Genomic DNA, 18,360 nt, shown 5'->3' with positions numbered 1-18,360 from the left:
CGTGCTCTATACCGACTCACAATGCTGCTAGATGCGTCTATTCCGGCTGTTTCGCAAAAGAAAAACCAGACTATGGTCGAGTGGTGTTCGCTCTGTCGGGCTCTAAAGTAGCCGCCCTGCCCTCATCAGTGGGCGGAGATCGTGTGGAGACAATCAATTGAATAACGAAAATATCTACCGGCAGATCTATGCCAATCCGCGCTTCCAGGAACTGGTCACAAAGCGCAACCGTTTCGCATGGCTGCTGTCGGCCGTCATGCTCGGTGTCTACCTCGCCTTCATTCTTGTGATCGCGTTCGAACCCGCGATTCTCGGTGTTCCGCTTGCCGCCAATACAGTCACCACCTGGGGCATCCCGGTGGGCGTCGGTGTGATCTTCATGGCGTTCATTCTCACGGGCGTTTACGTCAAGCGCGCCAATGGCGAGTTCGATCATATCAACCAGGAAATCCTCAACGAGGCTCAGCAATAATGATTGTGCGTCTATTGATGGCAGCCGCTCTGCTGGCTGCCTCGCCCATGTTGTTCGCCGACGCCCTGACCGGCGACGTGCAGAAGCAGGCGATCAACTACACGGCGATCGCCATGTTCGTTGCGTTCATCGTGTTCACCATGGGTATCACCAAGTGGGCGGCCAAGCGCAACACGTCCACCTCCGACTATTACACCGCTGGTGGCAGCATCACAGGTTTTCAGAACGGTCTGGCGATTGCCGGCGACTTCATGTCCGCGGCGTCCTTCTTGGGTATTTCTGCGCTGGTTTACACCAGTGGCTACGATGGTTTGATCTACTCAATCGGATTCCTGGTCGGCTGGCCGATCATCCTGTTTCTGATGGCCGAACGCCTGCGTAACCTGGGCAAGTTCACCTTCTCGGACGTGGCGTCCTATCGCCTCGGCCAGACCCAGATTCGCATTCTGTCTGCATTCGGCTCCCTGATCGTGGTGGCCTTCTACCTGATCGCGCAGATGGTTGGCGCCGGCAAGCTGATCCAGCTGCTGTTCGGCCTCGACTACTACGTGGCGGTGGTTCTGGTTGGCGTGCTGATGGTCATGTACGTGCTGTTCGGCGGCATGCTGGCAACGACCTGGGTGCAGATCATCAAAGCGGTTCTGCTGCTGTCCGGTGCCAGTTTCATGGCAATCATGGTGATGAAGGCGGTCAACTTCGACTTTGGCAGCCTGTTCGCCGAAGCGGTGAACATCCATGAGAAAGGCGCTGCGATCATGAGCCCTGGCGGCCTGGTTTCCGACCCGATCTCCGCAATCTCTCTCGGTCTGGCGTTGATGTTCGGCACCGCGGGTCTGCCGCACATCCTGATGCGCTTCTTTACCGTTGCCGATGCCAAGGAAGCGCGCAAAAGCGTGTTCTACGCCACCGGCTTCATCGGCTACTTCTACATCCTGACGTTCATCATCGGCTTCGGCGCGATCCTGCTGGTCAGCACCAATCCGGAATTCAAGGACGCAGCGGGCGCCATCGTTGGCGGCACCAATATGGTTGCCATCCACCTGGCCAACGCCGTTGGCGGCAACCTGTTCCTCGGCTTCATCTCCGCGGTGGCCTTCGCAACCATCCTAGCAGTGGTGGCTGGCCTGACCCTGGCGGGCGCCTCGGCGGTTTCCCATGACCTTTACGCCTGCGTGATCAAGAAGGGCAAGGCCAAGGAAGCGGAAGAGATGCGCGTCACCAAGATCACCACGCTGACTCTGGGCGTCGTGGCGATCCTGCTGGGCATCATCTTCGAGAAGCAGAACATCGCGTTCATGGTGGGCCTGGCGTTCTCCATCGCGGCCAGCTGCAACTTCCCGGTGCTATTCCTTTCCATGTACTGGAAAGGCCTGAGCACTCGCGGTGCGCTGATCGGTGGCTCGCTGGGCTTGGCTACCGCGCTGATCCTGACCATCATCAGCCCGACCGTATGGGTCGACGTGTTCGGTTATGCCGAGGCGATCTTCCCCTACAAGTATCCAGCGCTGTTCTCGATGATCGTCGCGTTCGTGGGGATCTGGTTCTTCTCGGTCACCGACAAGTCCAAGGCGGCGGGTCTCGAACGCGAGCGTTTCTTCGCGCAGTTCGTCCGTTCCCAAACCGGCCTGGGTTCCAGTGGCGCAGTAGCCCACTGATAGCGGGTCGAGCATCGAACGAAAGGCAGCCTGCGGGCTGCCTTTCGTCGTTTTCGGCACTGGCGAAGACGCTCTGGGCTGAATGTCGGTAGCGTCAATCGGGCGCGGAACATGCCCGTCATTCAGCATTTCGATAGAGGCCGGAGCCGGCGTCCGCTTTCGCTAGACTCGGTGCAACCCAACGAACAAAAGGTTACAAACGATGCAAAACCGCATGATGGTCACTGGCGCCGGTTCCGGTCTGGGTCGCGAGATTGCCTTGCGCTGGGCGCGTGAAGGTTGGCAACTGGCGCTTTCCGATGTTAATGAGGCCGGCCTGGCCGAAACCCTGAAAATGGTTCGTGAAGCGGGTGGCGATGGCTTCACCCAGCGCTGCGACGTGCGCGACTACAGCCAGCTGACGGCGTTGGCTCAAGCCTGCGAGACCAAGCTCGGCGGTATCGACGTGGTGGTGAACAACGCCGGTGTCGCATCTGGAGGCTTCTTCGAAGAGCTGTCGCTGGAAGACTGGGATTGGCAGATTGCAATCAACCTGATGGGCGTGGTCAAGGGATGCAAGGCCTTCCTGCCGCTGGTGCAGAAGAGCCAGGGCAAGATCATCAATATCGCGTCCATGGCGGCGCTGATGCAGGCGCCGGGGATGAGCAACTACAACGTGGCCAAGGCCGGTGTGGTGGCGCTTTCCGAGAGTTTGTTGGTTGAGTTGAAGCAGCAGGACGTCGGTGTCCACGTGGTTTGTCCCTCATTCTTCCAGACCAACCTGATGGACTCCTACCGGGGCCCGACGCCGAACATGAAGGCGCAGATCAGCAAGCTGCTCGAAGCGTCACCGATTACCGCCGCCGACATCGCTGACTACATGTACCGTCAGGTTGCCGAAGGTGTGTTCATGATCCTGCCTCACGAAGAAGGGCGCATGGCCTGGAAAATCAAACAGCAAAACCCGCAGGCAATCTACGATGAGATGGCCGCGCTGGCGGAGAAGAAGCGCGGCAAGAGCAAAACCTGACTTGTGAGTCCATGAGGCTTGCCCGAGCAGTGGGGCGGGAGTAGGGTTGCCAGTCCGCTCCGCTCCTAACCTCATGGATTAACAGTGAAAAACCCATCCCGCTGGCTGCTCATGCTGGCCTTGGTGCTTGCCGCCATCAATCTTCGTCCCGGCATCACGTCCTTTGCGCCCCTGATCGAGCGCATCGCCGAAGCGCTCGACCTCAGCCGCGGACTGATCAGCCTGACCACGGCCTTGCCAGTGCTGCTGATGGGCTTGCTGGCACCGCTGGCGCCTCGCCTGGCAGTGCGGTTCGGCCTGGAACGGACCATCGCGATGTGCCTCGGTTTGATCGGCGTGGCGCTGACCCTGCGCCTGTTTGGCGATAATGCTGTGGTGTTAATTGGTACCGCGGCCATTGTCGGTGCCGGTATCGCCATCGCCGGGCCGCTGCTGTCGGGCTTCATCAAGCGCCACTTCCTGGAGCGTATGGGCAAGACCGCCGCGTTCTATTCGCTGAGCATGGCGGTGGGCGGCACCATCGGCGTGGTGCTGACCGCACCGGCGACGGAGTTGCTGGACCAACGCTGGACCTGGGGGTTGGCGCTCTGGGCCATCCCGGCCGTGCTGGCGCTGGCAATCTGGTGGCGGTTGCCGAATCAGCCGGAAGCGGCCGTCGAGCATCGCGCCGGATTGCCTTGGGGCGAGCCGCGCGCCTGGCTGGTCAGTATCTACTTCGCGCTGCAGGCCGGTTTGTTCTACGCCCTGGCCACCTGGTTGGTGGCGCGCTACCACGAGGCCGGTTTCAGCTTGCTGCAAAGCAATGCATTTTTCAGTGGCTTCATGTTGATCGGTTTGCCGAGCGCTTTCGCTATGCCCTGGTTGGCCCAGCGCTTCGGCAAGCGGCATCTGTTGATGGCCTGTTGTGGCGTATTGGCGACGGTTTGCTTGTTGGTGATCGCCTGGGTTCCGCAGGTCCAACCTCTAGTGGTCTGCATGCTGTTGGGCGTGGCCCTGAACGGCACTTTTTCCATGTCGCTGGTGCTGCCGATGTATGAAGCAAGCACGCCGCTGGCGGTGAGTCGCCTGACCGCCATGATGCTCTGTACCGGCTATTGCCTGGCCTGCTTCACGCCGGTGCTGACCGGGCTGGGGCGGGACATAGCTGGTGATTACCGCTGGCCCTTCCTGGTGTTGGCGATCATGTCGGCGGTAATGTCGATCCTTGCCTTGCGCCTGGCTCCGCGGCGCGATCTGGCTGCCGCTACTGCCGCCTGAAGAGACTGACTACAGTTGCGCGGTGTGGCCTGCGTCACTACTGCGCAGCACGAAGGTGGCCATGTCGGCACCGGGTGCTGGAACGCAGCGCGTAATTGTTTGAACATGTTGGGCTTTCGCCTGGAGTGAGTGACCCTGTGGAGCCGGAATCCATTGTCTACGGCAGCATCCGTGACTGGCCATCAACCGACGCAGAGCAGTGCCGGCTGCGCCGCGCGGTCAACCGCCGTGCACTGGACGGCCTGCCGCAAGGGGAGGGCTGGCCCTTCATCGGCCGGGAAATGTTTTCCTGCTGCGCGGACGAGGGCGTGTATCAGACGCAGGTGATCCATTTCGGCGCCAGCTATCGCGCCGTGGAATACGAGTGGGCGCTGTGGGTACGCAATTTCGAAGCGTTGCTCGATGAACTCTATTGGACCAGCGCAGTGGTGCATCTCGAGACCGAACTCAACGGCATCCATACCTTCCGCTGGGAAACCGAAAGCGGCTCGCACAGCCCCCACCAGCGCGATTTGCGCATGCGTTGCGCGTGGGAGCGCGACGGTGGCGTGCTGGGCTGAGGCTCGGTTTTCACTTAGTCTTCCAGCCACTCCTTCGGCACGTCGCGCCTGAGCGCCAGTTGGCATTGCTGGTGATCCGCATCGAAGACGATCACGGCTGTACCCTTGCCCAGCGCCTGGCGTACCCGTTCGACACGAGTCTCCAGCGGCGTCTCGTCACCGTTGTCGGTGCCGTCGCGCGTAACGAAGTCTTCGATGAGACGGGTGAGTGTGTCGGGTTCGAGCTGGTCGTGAGGGATGAGCATAAATTCACATCAGGTGGGATGGCGCAAGTCGGGTTCGGTTATCGGAGCGCCGAGAAAACGATCCAGGCAAGCATAAAGCTGCTCGCTATCCAGGGGCTTGCCGATGAACTCATTCATCCCCGCATCGCTACCTTGCTGGCGGTGATCCTCCAGGACATGCGCGGTGAGAGCGACGATCGGCACTGGCGTGAGCCCCTGCTCAGCTTCGAGGCGGCGAATCTGTCGGCTAGCCTCGAAACCGTCGAGCTCCGGCATTTCGCAGTCCATCAGGATCAGCTGAACGGCCGCAGGATTCTCACTGTAGGCCGCGACGGCCTGACGACCGTTTTCTGCGACCACGACGTCATAACCTCGCTTGCGCAGCAAGCTCGAAACCACCATCTGGCTGACCGGGTTGTCCTCGGCGGTGAGGATTCTTGGGCAGGACGCCATCTCGTTGCCTTCGAACTCAATCGAATCGGATTGTGCAGTGCGCGGGGGTTGATAGAGCCGATGCAGCGCATCGCGCAGCGGGCCGAGCAGCAATGGCAACGGCAGGCTGGCTAGGCGCAAGGTCGGCGCCAACACCGGATACTCGCTCTGCGGTGGATAGAGAAGCATCACGCGTTGGTTCGGTTCGAGCTGGTTGCTCAGCGCGGTCAGCCAGTCCTGCGGCTTGCCGCGCCATGGCGCCATGACGACTAGCAGCGGAGCTGTGGCGTGGTCGTCGAGGTAGTGCGGCAGTCGTTGCGGCTCTTCGCAGCGCACGACCCGCATACCCCAGCGTGTCAGCAAATTGCTCATGGCATCCAGCGCGTGGACATCCTGAGAGGCGATCACGGCGGTGCGACCTTCGAGCAGCGCCGTGAGCGGGTCATGGTTGCCGCCCGCACCGCGCAGCGGAATATCGAAGCTGAAGCGGCTGCCTTGACCAGCCGTGCTCTGCACGTCGATTTGGCCGCCCATCATTTCCACCAATTCCTTGCTGATTACCAGCCCGAGACCGCTGCCACCATAGCGCCGCGTGGTGCTGGAATCGCCCTGAGCGAAGGATACGAACAGCTGAGCGAGCACCTCGGCACGCATGCCGATGCCGCTATCGATAATGGAGAACACCAGACGTCGTGCATCGGCCGGCCCTTGGCGATTGATCTCCAGCATGACGCCGCCGTTCTCGGTGAACTTCAGCGCGTTGCTCAGCAGGTTCAGCACGACCTGCTTGAGCCGGGTCGGATCGCCACGTACCCGCCGCGGCACGCCCGCCGCAAAGCTAACATGCAATCTGAGTTGCTTTTCCAGTGCCTGGGCTGTGAACAGGCTGACCGCCTCGGAAACCAGCGCTTCGAGATCGAACTCGATATCTTCCAACACCAGCTTGCCGGCACCGATTCGTGCGTAGTCGAGGATGTCGTTGATGACCGACATCAGTGAGGAGCTGGAGCTGGAAATGGTGTCGAGGTAAAAGCGTTGATTGCGATCCAGCGGTGTTTCGCGCAGCAGTTGCAGCATGCCCAGAACGCCGTTGAGCGGCGTGCGGATCTCGTGACTCATCTTCGCCAGGAAGCGGCTTTTTGCTTGATTTTCACTTTCCGCCCGCTCGGCTGCCTGGCGCGATCGAAAGCCTTCTTCCTTGAGCAGGTTGATACGGTCGGCAAGACCGATGGACAGAGTGATCAGCTCGAAGGCGATACCAATCTTCACGATCGAAGCGCCATACAAGCCAAGCAGATTGACGCCCAGGGAGCCGGCCGTGACGATGGCGAAGGTTGCCAGCAGTACGCCCCATGCCAGTGTGTAATAGAGCCCGTAACGAACGCCGCGCCGCCAGACGAAAGCGCCCGTCAGCAATAGCCCGATGGAGGTGCTGATTACCATGACGCTGGCCAGAATGCTCCAAACTTGCAGCTCCAGGACCAGCCCGGACAGCAAGGCGCCGAAAGATGTCAGCAGCGCCACACGCAGCGCGAAATCAAGGCGTGGAAAATATTCGCGGGTGTGCAGGAAGTGGCGGCTGAACTGTATAGAGACCAGGCAGTGGCTCAGCATCAGCGCATAGATGCCCACAGCCACCACGCCGCCGACATCGGTGAGCCACTTGACGAGCATGCCGTCAAAGCTGAGCGCGAATAGCCCGACATTGAGGTTGTAGATCAAATACCAGAAATAAGCCGGTTCACGAAGCGACAGGAACAGGAACAGGTTGTAACAGAACATCGCGAAGAGGACGCCGTAGAAGGCACCCGCGAGACCCATCGAGTCTTCCATGGCGGCAGCGTTCGCCCCGTAGCTGCTGAAGTACAACGGGACATACAGGGTGCTGGTGCTCTTCACCCGCAGTAGCAGCGTCGAGGTACCGGGTTCCAGGTCGACGGGAAACCAGAAGTTGCTGACCTTGACCGCGCGTTCATCGAATGGATGGCTGTCGCCGGCTTGCTGCCGGATGAGACGGCCGTCGGGGTGCTTCAGGTACAGCTCGATGTGGTCGAGCAGCGGATAGTTGATCTCGATGAAGCCGCCAATGGATTTGGTCAGCTGATTATCCAGGTCTACTCGAAACCACCAGACGGCGTTGTTCTTGCCTTTGTTGGCATGCACGCCGGTGACCGGCTCGAAGGTCTTTTCCGGCAGGCCGAACACCTCCGCAACGCTCAGCTCGGCGGCAGGATCGCGGAGGAAATAGGTCCAGTTGCCAAGCGATTGGCGAAAATCCTCCGACTTCACCGGTACGGGGTCGAACGCCCAAACTTGCGTGGAAAAGCAGTACAGGAAAATGGCCAGGCAAAGACGCGGCAGCATGTTAGAACCCGGATCGTGCAAAGTCGCAGGCGGATCAAGCGGAACAGCGCTAATCACGGACGATGCGCGGTTTTCAGTTACGCGAAATGGCAAGCCAGGTTCGCCTGATGCCTAGCGTGGCCAGGCAATCCATAGATTTCAGATACTTGCGACTTTGCCTTGATCGAAGCCGCCTCGCAATCGGCAAATGCGTCAACTTGGCGGCACATCATGAAACTCAAAGCTCAACTGGTCGAATCGTCGGCCTGCTTATGAAGAATCGAATCGACTGGCGGCACACGGGTGTCATTTTCCATCTGCGTCTCGTGTTCGAGTTGGTGGCTGAAGCTCTCGAGTGAACCCTTGCCTGCGTGAGCATCGCTGGCAAACACCGGAGGGCTGAGCAGGTAGGCGCAAACCAGGCGGCTCATTGCCGCGAGGCTGTCGATGTGAGTCCGCTCATAGCCATGAGTGGCATCGCAGCCGAACGCCAATAATGCAGTGCGAATATCGTGGCCGGCGGCGATCGCCGATTGCGCGTCGCTGTGGTAGTAGCGGAACAGGTCGCGGCGCACCGGTATCTCGTGATTATCGGCCAGCTTGATCAGATGTCGCGACAGATGGAAATCGTAGGGGCCACCGGAGTCCTGCATCGCGACCGTGACCGCATGCTCGCTGGATTCCTGGCCTTTAGCGGTCGGTGCGATATCGATGCCGACGAATTCGCTGACATCCCATGGCAGCGCGCCCGCCGCGCCGGAGCCGGTCTCTTCGGTAATGGTGAACAATGGGTGGCAGTCGATCGGTAGCTCATGGCCGCTCTCGACTACGGCTTTCAGTGCGGCCAATAGCGCGGCAACGCCGGCTTTGTCATCCAGGTGGCGCGCGCTGATATAGCCGCTATCGGTGAATTCCGGCATGGGGTCGAAGGCGACGACATCACCGACATTGATCCCTAATGCAACCGTATCGGCGCGGCATTTGGTATAGGCATCCAGACGCAGTTCAACGTGGTCCCAGCTGATTGGCATCTCGTCGACTGCCGTATTGAATGCGTGCCCCGAGGCGAGCAGCGGTAACACGCTGCCGCGAATTACGCCGGTATCGGTAAAGACGCTGACACGGCTGCCTTCGGCAAAGCGGCTCGACCAGCAACCGACCGGTGACAGTCCAAGACGACCCGTTTCATGAATTTCGCGCACGCTGGCGCCGATGGTGTCCAAGTGTGCTGCGATCGCGCGATCCGGGCTGTCTTGGCGACCTTTCAACGTGGCTCGAATGGTGCCGCGGCGGGTGAGTTCGAAAGGAATGCCCAGTTCTTTCAGGCGCTCGGCAACGTAACGAACGATGGTATCGGTGAAGCCGGTGGGGCTGGGGATAGCCAGCGTTTCCAGCAGTACACGTTGCAAATAGTTGAGATCGGGTTCGGGGAGCTTTGCAGACATGGTCACTCCTTGGGACAGGTGATGGCTGCCGCCGTGCGTTCAATGAATGCGAGCTGTGATGCCGCAAGCGGCCTGGCGCAGCATGAGGCGACGCAGGGCCGCCTCCGTGATGCGTTCTGCCTAATTGGTGTTATGGCTTAGCGGGAACAGCAGGTCGATGAAGCGCTCCGCGGTGGGTTGCGGATGATGGTTGGCGAGGCCGACGCGCTCGTTAGCCTCGATGAACACGTACTCCGGCTGGTCTGCCGCAGGCACAAGAAGGTCCAGCCCGACCACCGGAATATCCAGCGCACGGGCTGCGCGGACGGCCGCGTCGATCAGCTCCGGATGCAATTGATCGGTCACGTCATCGAGCGTCCCGCCGGTATGCAGATTAGCGGTACGTCTAACCGCCAGATGCTGGCCGCGCGGCAGAATGCTGTCGTAATCGAAGCCGGCATCTTCGATGCAGCGCTGGGTTTCTTCATCCATCGGAATTCGGCTCTCGCCGCTAGTGGCGGCCTGGCGCCGACGGCTTTGGGTTTCGATCAATTGGCGAATGCTGTGATTGCCGTCACCGGCGACTTCAGCCGGGCGACGGATAGCAGCGGCGACGACTTCATAGCCGATCACCACGATGCGCAGATCGAGCCCGGGATGGTAGCTTTCGATCAAGACACGCTGGTCGAACTGCCGTGCGCGGGTAATGGCCTGTTCGACGTCTTCGATGCTACGCAAATCCACCGATACGCCATGGCCCTGTTCGCCATCGACCGGTTTGACCACCACGCTGCCATGCTTCGCAAGAAACGCCTCGTTATCTTCGGCGGGTCCCGCCAGTTGCTGGGCGGGTAGCTTGAGGCCGGCGCGCGCAAGGGTGCGGTGGGTCAGGCATTTATCCTGGCACAGGGTCATGCTTACGGCCGAAGTCAAATCCGACAACGACTCACGGCAGCGCACACGGCGACCGCCTTGGGTAAGCGTGAACAGACCGGCCTCGGCATCGTCGATAGTGATCTCGATGCCGCGTCGCCGAGCCTCGTCGACGATGATTTTGGCGTAGGGATTCAGTTCCGCTTCCGGGCCTGGGCCGAGAAACAGCGACTGGTTGATGGTGTTCTTGCGCTTGACCGTGAACGTTTGTAGATCGCGGAAACCGAGCTTGGCGTAGAGCGCCTTGGCCTGCTTGTTGTCGTGCAGTACCGACAAGTCGAGATAGGCCAGACCACGACCCATGTACTGCTCGATCAAATGGCGGACCAGCGCTTCGCCGACACCGGGGCGGGTACAGCTCGGTGCCACCGCCAGACACCATAAGCTGGAGCCGTTCTCGGGATCGTTGAAAGCCTTGTGATGGTTGACGCCCATGACGCTGCCGATGATCTGCCCCGCGTCGTCATCCTCGGCCAGCCAGTAGACCGGCCCGCCTTCATCGCGTGGTGTGCACAGCTCCGGATTGACCGGCAACATGCCGCGTGACTGGTACAGGCAATTGATCGCTTTCCAGTCCGCCTCGCTCTGCGCTCGGCGAATGCCGAAGCCGCGAAAGCTGCGGTGCGCCGGACGGTAGTCGGTGAACCAGATACGCAAGGTATCGGACGGATCGAGAAATAGCTGTTGCGGTGCATACGCAAGCACTTGGTGAGGGGCGGCGACATAAAGGGCGATATCGCGCTCACCAGCCTGCTCGTCGAGCAGGTCGGCGGCCAGATCGGCTGGATCGGAATAGGTGTGGCCGACCAGAATCCGGCCCCACCCACAATGCAGCGTTACCGGACCTCGGGACTCTTCCTGCCCGTCCTCGGCGAGGCGCGCCTGCAGCCGTTCGTAAGTCGGTGTCTGGCCGCGCAACAATCGCTGTCCGTAAGCTTGGGACTTCTGCATGGTGCTTTCCTTGGGGCTTTTCATGGCGCGGCGGATGGCAGGCGGAATGCCAGCCTGCGCACGGAACCGCGCCATCAGGTTCTTATAGGCCTTGTTCGCTCAACCATAGGTTGACTGCCGCCAACTGCCACAGTTTCGAGCCGCGCAACGGCGTCAGCTGACCCTCTGGATCGTTGAGCAGCTTGTCGAGCATCGCTGGGTTGTACAAACCGCGATCCTGGCTCGGGTCTGTCAGCAGTTCGCGTACCCAATTCAGGGTGTCGCCCTGCAAATGTTTTAGCCCCGGCACCGGAAAGTACCCTTTCGGCCGATCGATCACTTCCGCGGGTATTACCTTGCGTGCCGCTTCCTTGAGCACGTACTTCCCGCCGTCGGGCAGTTTGTACTTGGCCGGAATGCGCGCAGAGAGCTCAGCCACGTTGTGGTCGAGGAATGGCACCCGCGCTTCCAGGCCCCAGGCCATGGTCATGTTGTCGACGCGCTTGACCGGGTCATCCACCAACATCACCGTGCTATCGATCCGCAGGGCTTTGTCGACCGACGCGTCGGCCCCCGGTTGGGCGAAGTGCTGGCGAACGAAGTCGCCGGAGAAATCACCCTTGGCCCACTGCTGCTGCATGGTCTCGGTGTATTCCTCATAGCTGCGATCGCGGAACGCCGCTAGATAGGCCGCGACCGGATCCTCGGCACCGTCGACCTGCGGATACCAGTGATAGCCGGCGAACAGCTCGTCGGCACCCTGACCGCTCTGCACCACTTTGCAGTGCTTCGAAACTTCGCGGGACAGCAGGTAGAAAGCAATACAGTCATGGCTGACCATCGGCTCGCTCATGGCGCGGAATGCGGCCGGCAACTGCTCGAGAATTTCCTTCTCTTGAATGCGCAGCTGGTGGTGGCGCGTCTGGTAATGTTCGGCGATCAGGTCGGAATATTTGAACTCGTCACCGCGTTCGCCGCCAGCATCCTCGAAGCCAATTGAGAAGGTCAGCAAATTATCCGCCGCCCCGGCTTCACGCAGCAGGCCGACCAGCAGGCTGGAATCGACGCCGCCCGATAGCAGCACGCCGACGTCGACCGCTGCCCGCTGACGAAGCGCCACGGACTCGCGCAATGTCGTTAAGGTACGTTCCTGCCAATCCTCGAAGCTGTACTGCTGTTCTTCTTCTGAAGCGCCGAACTTCAGTGTCCACCAGCGGTGCTGGCTGGCCTTACCACTCGCGTCGACGCGCATGAAGGTGCCCGGCGGCAGTTTTTCAATGCCGGCGATCAATGTGTCCGGTGCTGGCACCACGGCATGGAAGCTCATGTAGTGATTGAGCGCCACGGGGTTCAGCACGCCAGCAATATCGCCGCCCTTGAGCAATGCGGGCAATGTCGAGGCGAAGCGCAGGCGCTCGCCGTTTCGCGACAGATACAGCGGCTTGATACCCAGGCGATCACGCGCAATGAATAGCTCCTGCACGTCGCGCTGCCAGATGGCGAAGGCGAACATGCCATTCAGCCGGGGCAGCAGAGCTTCCCCCCAGGCATGAAAACCCTTGAGCAAAACTTCGGTGTCGCCACCTGAGAAGAAGCTGTAGCCCAGCGCCTCGAGCTCGGCGCGCAGTTCGGGGTAGTTGTAGATGGCGCCGTTGAAGACCATCGAAAGGCCCAGCGCCGAATCGATCATTGGTTGGCCGGAGGCCTCGCAAAGATCCATGATTTTCAGCCGCCGATGCCCCATGGCCATTGGGCCGGCGCTATGGAACCCGCTCGCATCGGGACCGCGGGCGGTGAGGTGTTGGGTGATGCGTTCAATCGCCGCTAAATCAGCGGGACGGTTATCGAAACGAAGTTCGCCAGCTATGCCACACATAAGATCCTTACCGGTATTGCCGTTGGGGAGTGTGACTGACGCGCGGATTGCGAAGTTCAGGTTTTCGGACCAGCGTGCGCCGCTCTGGAGCGCTGCTCGCCGGTGCAGTCCGCGCCGCGCGGATCGCGTCCTGCGGGTCAGTCGGGCTTTACACCAAAACAGACAAAGTGTGTTCAGGTCAAACCAGATCGCTCGTAGGGTGGGCTCAGGGTAGGGTGGGCTTCAGTTCGTAGGGTGGGCTTCAGCCCACCAAGCCGCAACGGTCAGACCGACAAAAGACAGCCGGCGTGGTGAGCTAAAGCGGAGCGCCGCCCGGCCCACCCTACAGGTGATGCCGCAGCCAAATTGGGTGAGCCTCCGCCCATCGCACTAGGCCTAGATACGAAACCCTTCGACGATATGCTCGGCCAGGGTTTCGCTCACCTGCGATTGGTTATGTTCGCTGCGTAGCAGGACGATGCTGCTCAGCGGCAGCTCCGGCATTCCCTCGGCTTCGCCCAACTGGCGCATATCCGACGACACCAGGCTTTGCAGCTGCGCGGTCACCGCCAGCCCGGCATTGACCACCGCCAACAGCGCCGACAGGCTCGGGCTCGTATAGGCAACTCGATAAGAAATATCCAGGCCGTCCAGAGCATTGCATGCCCAGGCTCGGCAGAAGCAGGTGGTATTGAACATCGCCAGCGGCATCGGCCGTTGCTCATGGGTATTGAAACCCGGAGCTTCGGCCCAGACGAAGCGCTCACGACGCAGCAATTGGCCGATCTCCGTGCCTGGTTCACGAGTGACGATGGTCAAATCCAGATCGCGGCGTTGGAGCAGTTGGTAGGACGGCTCGCAGTGCACCTCCACTTGTACCAGCGGATAGGCCTGGGCGAAGCGCGAAAGAATCCCGGGCAGAAACCGCATCACGTAGTCGTCCGGCGTGCCAATGCGCACCGAGCCGACCATATGCGGCTCGCGCAGCGTGGTGAGCACTTCGCCGTGCAGCTTGAGAATCCGTCGCGCATATCCGAGCAGTATTTGCCCCTCTGCCGTGAGGCGAACCTGACGACCGTCACGCTCGAACACGGCCCGCTGCAGCACATCTTCTTCCAAACGCTTCATCTGCATACTGATCGCGGACTGCGTGCGATTGACGGCATCGGCCGCGCGGGTGAAACCGCCGTAATCGGCAATGGCAACGAAGCTGCGCAGCAGTTCGGCATCGATACTAGGATAGTTGGCCATTGATCAATCTCCGAGATGTATGCCATCAGAAACATTCGTTGGATTGATCTTAAACTCAGCAGGAAACTGGCGCCATCCAGAAGGAGGTGCATCAGATGAAAAGCCATGCTGAGGTTTTGAAAGTTCGCCACCTGCGTTACGCCGATGGCGTCTCGCTTGCCACACTTTTGCACGCGTCCTGGCAACAGGTACGTCGCTGGCAGGCCCTATATCGCCAGAGGCAGCAGCTTGCCTCGCTGAGTGACGGCATGCTCAAGGATATCGGTCTGAGCCGAGCCGATATCGAAACGGAATCGAACCGCCCGTTCTGGGATGATCCATTGCGCCGCGGCTGATATTTGCCGAGCTGTCGCTGCCCACCCGGACCGCGGTTCGTGGTGGGCAGTAACGTCGGCTCAATTGGTTCGGCGGATGACCTTGCGCAGCAGGAATCGATTCGGGTGGCAGGCCTCGGCGATAGCCCGCGGCAGCGGCAGCGGTTCGCCGTCGAGCCAGGCGGCCAGCAGCTCGCCGGCAAGCGGCGTGGTAATCACACCGCGCGAGCCATGAGCTGTATTGACGTAAAGCCCATCGAGCCAAGGGCAGGGCGTGTCGGGCACTTGACGCGCGTCTTTGCCCAACGCCGCGTAATCCCTGGCAAATTGTGCGGCTTCGGCCAGCGGTCCGACGATCGGTAGATAGTCCGGGCTGGTGCAGCGGAAGGCGACGCGGCCGTGCAGGTCGTCAGTCGGTCGCGTATCGGCTCGCAAGCGTTGATACAGATCAGCCGAAATTTCCTCGAGCATGTCTAAGTTGGAGCGGTGTTCTGCTTCGCTAGGCGCCGGGTCGTTAGTGGCAAAATTAAAGCTCGCGCCAAGCGTATGCAGGCCGTCGCGCGCCGGCGCAACATAGCCCTTGGCGCACACTACGGTGCGCAACGCGACGCTTCGTGCGGTTGCAGGAAGTCCTGTGATCTGGCCACGAATGCGTTTGAGTGGCAGCCAGGCGCTTTGACTGAAGCGCGCGGTGTCTGCCGCGCCTGCCAGAATCACCACGGGCGCCTCGCCCAGTACCTCGTCGCCGTCCAATGCCAGCCAATTATCACCATTGCGGCGCAACTCGACGGGTTGTCTGTGCCTGACCAGTTCGATCGCCGATTGCTCAATCATCCAGCGGCATATCGCCGGCGGGTGGACCCAGCCGGCCTCTGGGTAAAACAAACCACCGTTGCGCAACTCGACGCCGGCCAGTTGCTCGGCCTGTTGACGATCCACCGCATGGAGCAGTTCCGGTGGGAACACATCTGCAAGCTCGGCCTGGCGTTCGGCTTCCTTATCATCGAAGGCGACCTGCAATACGCCGCAGGCGTCCCAGTCGTGGCCTTGTTGCAGGTGGCTCAGCAGTCGGCGGGTGTAGCCGAAGCCGCTGATCACCAGTTGCGAAAGTGCCGTGCCGTGTGCCGACAGCTTTAGATAGAGCACGCCCTGAGAGTTGCCGGAAGCCTCCTGGGCGACATCGCCGTGCCGCTCGAGCACTGTCACTTGCCAGCCTCGTGCCGCCAGGCTCGCGGCACTGGCACAGCCGGCGAGGCCGGCGCCGATTACCAGCGCCTTGCGCTGTGCCGGCTTAAATGTGGTGCGGGCATACCAAGGCTTGGCCGATTGCGTCGGCTCGCCAGCAAAGCGCCCTTGCAGGCTTTCCCATTTATGGCCGAAGCCGGGGATGCGCTTGACGACGAACCCGGCCTTCTTAAGCCCGCGGCGCACGTCTCCGGCGCTGCTGAAAGTGGCCAGCGTCGCTGCGGGTGCGGACAGCCGCGCCAGTTGAGCGAATAGCTCCGGTTGCCACATCTCCGGGTTCTTCACCGGGGCGAAGCCATCTAGGAACCAGGCATCGATTTGCGCGTCCAGGGTGCTAAGACAGTCGAGTGCATCGCCTACGAGTAGCGTCAGCACCACGCGTCCGAAACGAAATTGCTGGAAGCCAGGATTTACCGCGACGTACTGCTTGAGCAACTGCTGTGCCTGGTCTTGCAGTTCGGGCCATAGCGCTAGAGCGCGCTGCAGATCTTCGCGCTTCAGCGGATGCTTTTCGACGCTGACGAAATGCAGTGCGGCGTCTGGCGGCGCGGTACGTTCGAACAGCTGCCAGGCGCAGAGAAAATTCAACCCGGTGCCGAATCCCGTCTCGCCGATGACCAATCGCGCTCCCGCCGCCAGCGCCGTGAAGCGCTCGGAAAGTGCGTTCGGTTGCAGGAAGACGTGATGGGTTTCTGCAATGCCCGAGGTGCGGGAAAAGTACACGTCACCGTACTGACGCGATTGCGGCTGACCGTTCGCGTCCCAATCAAGCTCGGCGTGCTGGAAACCGGTGGTGGAGTGGGCGGGCATCGTGCGCATCCGAACGAAAAAGTCGCGATTCTAACAGCCGCGCGAAACCTGCCGCGGGCAAGCTTTGTCGCCTCAGCATGCCTGCTAGGTTTAGCATGGTCGACCGGACCAGCACCAAGATCGCCCCTTGGACGTTGGTTGAGGCCAACGACAAACGCTTCGCCAGGGTCAAGGTGCTGCGCCCTCAACGATGCGCTGGCGGCTGCCATCGGAGAAAAATGACGGAGCGATGGTTGACCATATCCCCGCTGAATGGTCGTCGCCTTTGGCGAATGGCTGGAACTATGCTCAGGCCATCACCAACAGGCAGATCGCTGAGTAGCTAGCGCAGTGGCGTTGCGGTCTGCCCAACAATTCGAGGTATGCCATGCGTGAAGTAGTGATCGTCGACAGCGTACGGACCGGCCTGGCCAAGTCCTTCCGCGGCAAGTTCAACATGACCCGCCCTGATGACATGGCGGCCCATTGCGTCAACGCGCTGCTGTCGCGCAACGATCTGGACCCCCGACTGGTCGAGGATTGCATCGTCGGGGCCGGCTCCAATGAAGGTGCGCAGGGTTACAACATCGGCCGCAACGTGGCGGTGCTGTCTAGCCTGGGCATTCAATGCGCAGGCATGACGCTCAATCGCTTCTGCTCGTCCGGCCTGCAAGCGATCGCCATTGCCGCCAACCAGATCGCCTCCGGCTGCAGTGACGTGATCGTCGCCGGTGGGGTTGAATCCATCACCCTGACGGCCAAGAGCAAGAACACAGACAATCTGTTCAATCCTGTTTTGCAAGAGCGAGTTCCAGGTCTCTATCACAGCATGGGCCAGACCGCCGAAATGGTCGCGCGTCGCTACAACGTGACCCGCGAGCAGCAGGATATTTACTCGCTGCAGAGCCAGCAGCGCACCGCGCGCGCGCAGGCCGAAGGGCTGTTCCAGGACGAAATCGTGCCGATGAACGTCCGTTACTTCACCGAAGACAAGGCCACCGGCGAGCGCACCGAGCACGAGGGCGTGGTCGATCGGGACGATTGCAATCGTCCCGACACCACTCTGGAAAGCCTTTCGGGCCTCAAGCCGGTATTCGCCGATGATGGCTCGGTAACCGCTGGCAACGCTTCGCAGCTGTCCGACGGAGCCTCCATGACGCTGGTGATGAGCTTGGACAAGGCCATCGAACTGGGCCTCAAGCCGCGCGCCTTCTTCCGTGGCTTCACCGTGGCCGGTTGCGAGCCGGAAGAAATGGGCATCGGCCCGGTGTTCTCGGTACCGCGTCTGCTCAAGGCCAAGGGGTTACAGGTCAGCGACATCGACCTGTGGGAACTCAACGAGGCTTTCGCCTCGCAGTGCCTGTACTGCCGTGACACGCTGGAAATCGACAACGAGAAATTCAACGTCAACGGCGGCTCGATTTCCATCGGCCACCCGTTCGGCATGACCGGCTCGCGCACCGCCGGCCACCTCATCCGTGAGTTGCAGCGCCGCAACCTGCGTTATGGGGTGGTGACCATGTGCGTCGGCGGTGGCATGGGCGCCTCGGGGTTGTTTGAGGCGGTGCGCTAATAGAGCTGAAAGTCGCGTTGGGCTGCGCCGGACGTGCCGGCCGGAATACCGTGCTGGTGGGCTGAAGCCCACCCTACAGCTGAAGCCCACCCGA

Annotated in this window: 14 protein-coding genes and 1 pseudogene; 8 read left to right on the top strand and 7 right to left on the bottom strand. The window is 60.9% G+C overall.

Translation table 11 applies throughout. From position 1 onward, the window contains the following. Positions 1–157 precede the first annotated feature (157 nt). From D7241_RS16550 to D7241_RS16530, 5 genes are all read left to right on the top strand, one after another. On the top strand, positions 158–472 hold the full coding sequence (locus D7241_RS16550) for a DUF485 domain-containing protein (protein WP_408102458.1): 315 nt from the start codon (positions 158–160) through the stop codon (positions 470–472). Continuing rightward, positions 472–2,127 carry a cation acetate symporter gene (locus tag D7241_RS16545; protein WP_408102457.1) on the top strand — a complete coding sequence of 552 codons (1,656 nt, stop codon included), beginning with the start codon at positions 472–474 and terminating at the stop codon, positions 2,125–2,127. The genes D7241_RS16550 and D7241_RS16545 overlap by 1 nt, the downstream gene beginning before the upstream one ends. A gap of 202 nt (positions 2,128–2,329) precedes the next feature. Beyond that, positions 2,330–3,136, top strand: coding sequence for an SDR family oxidoreductase (locus D7241_RS16540; RefSeq protein ID WP_408102456.1), 807 nt, complete (start codon positions 2,330–2,332; stop codon positions 3,134–3,136). Positions 3,137–3,247: 111 nt separating this feature from the next. Further along, the gene (locus D7241_RS16535; protein WP_408102946.1) at positions 3,248–4,393 is read left to right on the top strand and encodes a CynX/NimT family MFS transporter; all 1,146 of its coding nucleotides are present in this window, start codon (positions 3,248–3,250) and stop codon (positions 4,391–4,393) included. Positions 4,394–4,530: 137 nt separating this feature from the next. Further along, positions 4,531–4,953, top strand: a complete 423-nt coding sequence (locus D7241_RS16530; RefSeq protein WP_255979298.1) for a hypothetical protein — start codon at positions 4,531–4,533, stop codon at positions 4,951–4,953. Positions 4,954–4,967: 14 nt separating this feature from the next. Here D7241_RS16530 and D7241_RS16525 read toward each other — a convergent pair whose 3' ends face one another. From D7241_RS16525 to D7241_RS16500, 6 genes are all read right to left on the bottom strand, one after another. Further along, complete coding sequence (locus D7241_RS16525) at positions 4,968–5,198, bottom strand: YheU family protein (protein ID WP_408102455.1); 231 nt, start codon at positions 5,196–5,198, stop codon at positions 4,968–4,970. A 9-nt stretch (positions 5,199–5,207) separates the two neighbouring features. Further along, a complete protein-coding gene (locus D7241_RS16520; protein WP_408102454.1) occupies positions 5,208–7,973 on the bottom strand; it encodes a 7TM-DISM domain-containing protein in 2,766 nt (921 codons plus the stop codon). A gap of 224 nt (positions 7,974–8,197) precedes the next feature. Continuing rightward, a complete protein-coding gene (locus D7241_RS16515; protein WP_255978600.1) occupies positions 8,198–9,397 on the bottom strand; it encodes an osmoprotectant NAGGN system M42 family peptidase in 1,200 nt (399 codons plus the stop codon). 120 nt (positions 9,398–9,517) lie between these two features. Beyond that, positions 9,518–11,260, bottom strand: a complete 1,743-nt coding sequence (gene ngg / locus D7241_RS16510) for an N-acetylglutaminylglutamine synthetase (RefSeq protein WP_255978598.1) — start codon at positions 11,258–11,260, stop codon at positions 9,518–9,520. A gap of 82 nt (positions 11,261–11,342) precedes the next feature. Next, positions 11,343–13,115, bottom strand: coding sequence for an N-acetylglutaminylglutamine amidotransferase (locus D7241_RS16505; protein WP_408102453.1), 1,773 nt, complete (start codon positions 13,113–13,115; stop codon positions 11,343–11,345). Between the two features lie 375 nt (positions 13,116–13,490). After that, a complete protein-coding gene (locus tag D7241_RS16500; protein ID WP_408102452.1) occupies positions 13,491–14,345 on the bottom strand; it encodes a LysR substrate-binding domain-containing protein in 855 nt (284 codons plus the stop codon). A gap of 95 nt (positions 14,346–14,440) precedes the next feature. Here D7241_RS16500 and D7241_RS16495 point away from each other — a divergent pair, with 95 nt between their 5' ends. Further along, a complete protein-coding gene (locus D7241_RS16495) occupies positions 14,441–14,680 on the top strand; it encodes a DUF1127 domain-containing protein (RefSeq protein WP_255978591.1) in 240 nt (79 codons plus the stop codon). A gap of 60 nt (positions 14,681–14,740) precedes the next feature. Here the strand turns inward: D7241_RS16495 and mnmC are convergent, their stop codons facing one another. After that, positions 14,741–16,714 carry a bifunctional tRNA (5-methylaminomethyl-2-thiouridine)(34)-methyltransferase MnmD/FAD-dependent 5-carboxymethylaminomethyl-2-thiouridine(34) oxidoreductase MnmC gene (gene mnmC / locus D7241_RS16490; protein ID WP_408102451.1) on the bottom strand — a complete coding sequence of 658 codons (1,974 nt, stop codon included), beginning with the start codon at positions 16,712–16,714 and terminating at the stop codon, positions 14,741–14,743. A 95-nt stretch (positions 16,715–16,809) separates the two neighbouring features. Between mnmC and D7241_RS16485 the strand changes: the two are divergent. Then, a pseudogene (locus D7241_RS16485) lies at positions 16,810–16,936 on the top strand (hypothetical protein); the annotation flags it as partial. A gap of 145 nt (positions 16,937–17,081) precedes the next feature. Further along, on the top strand, positions 17,082–18,266 hold the full coding sequence (locus D7241_RS16480) for a thiolase family protein (RefSeq protein WP_408102450.1): 1,185 nt from the start codon (positions 17,082–17,084) through the stop codon (positions 18,264–18,266). Positions 18,267–18,360 lie beyond the last annotated feature (94 nt).

Source organism: Stutzerimonas sp. VN223-3, assembly GCF_045999685.1.
In the GTDB taxonomy this organism is placed as follows: Bacteria; Pseudomonadota; Gammaproteobacteria; order Pseudomonadales; family Pseudomonadaceae; genus Stutzerimonas; species Stutzerimonas stutzeri_AR.
This window is presented reverse-complemented; position numbering and strand designations above follow the sequence as displayed.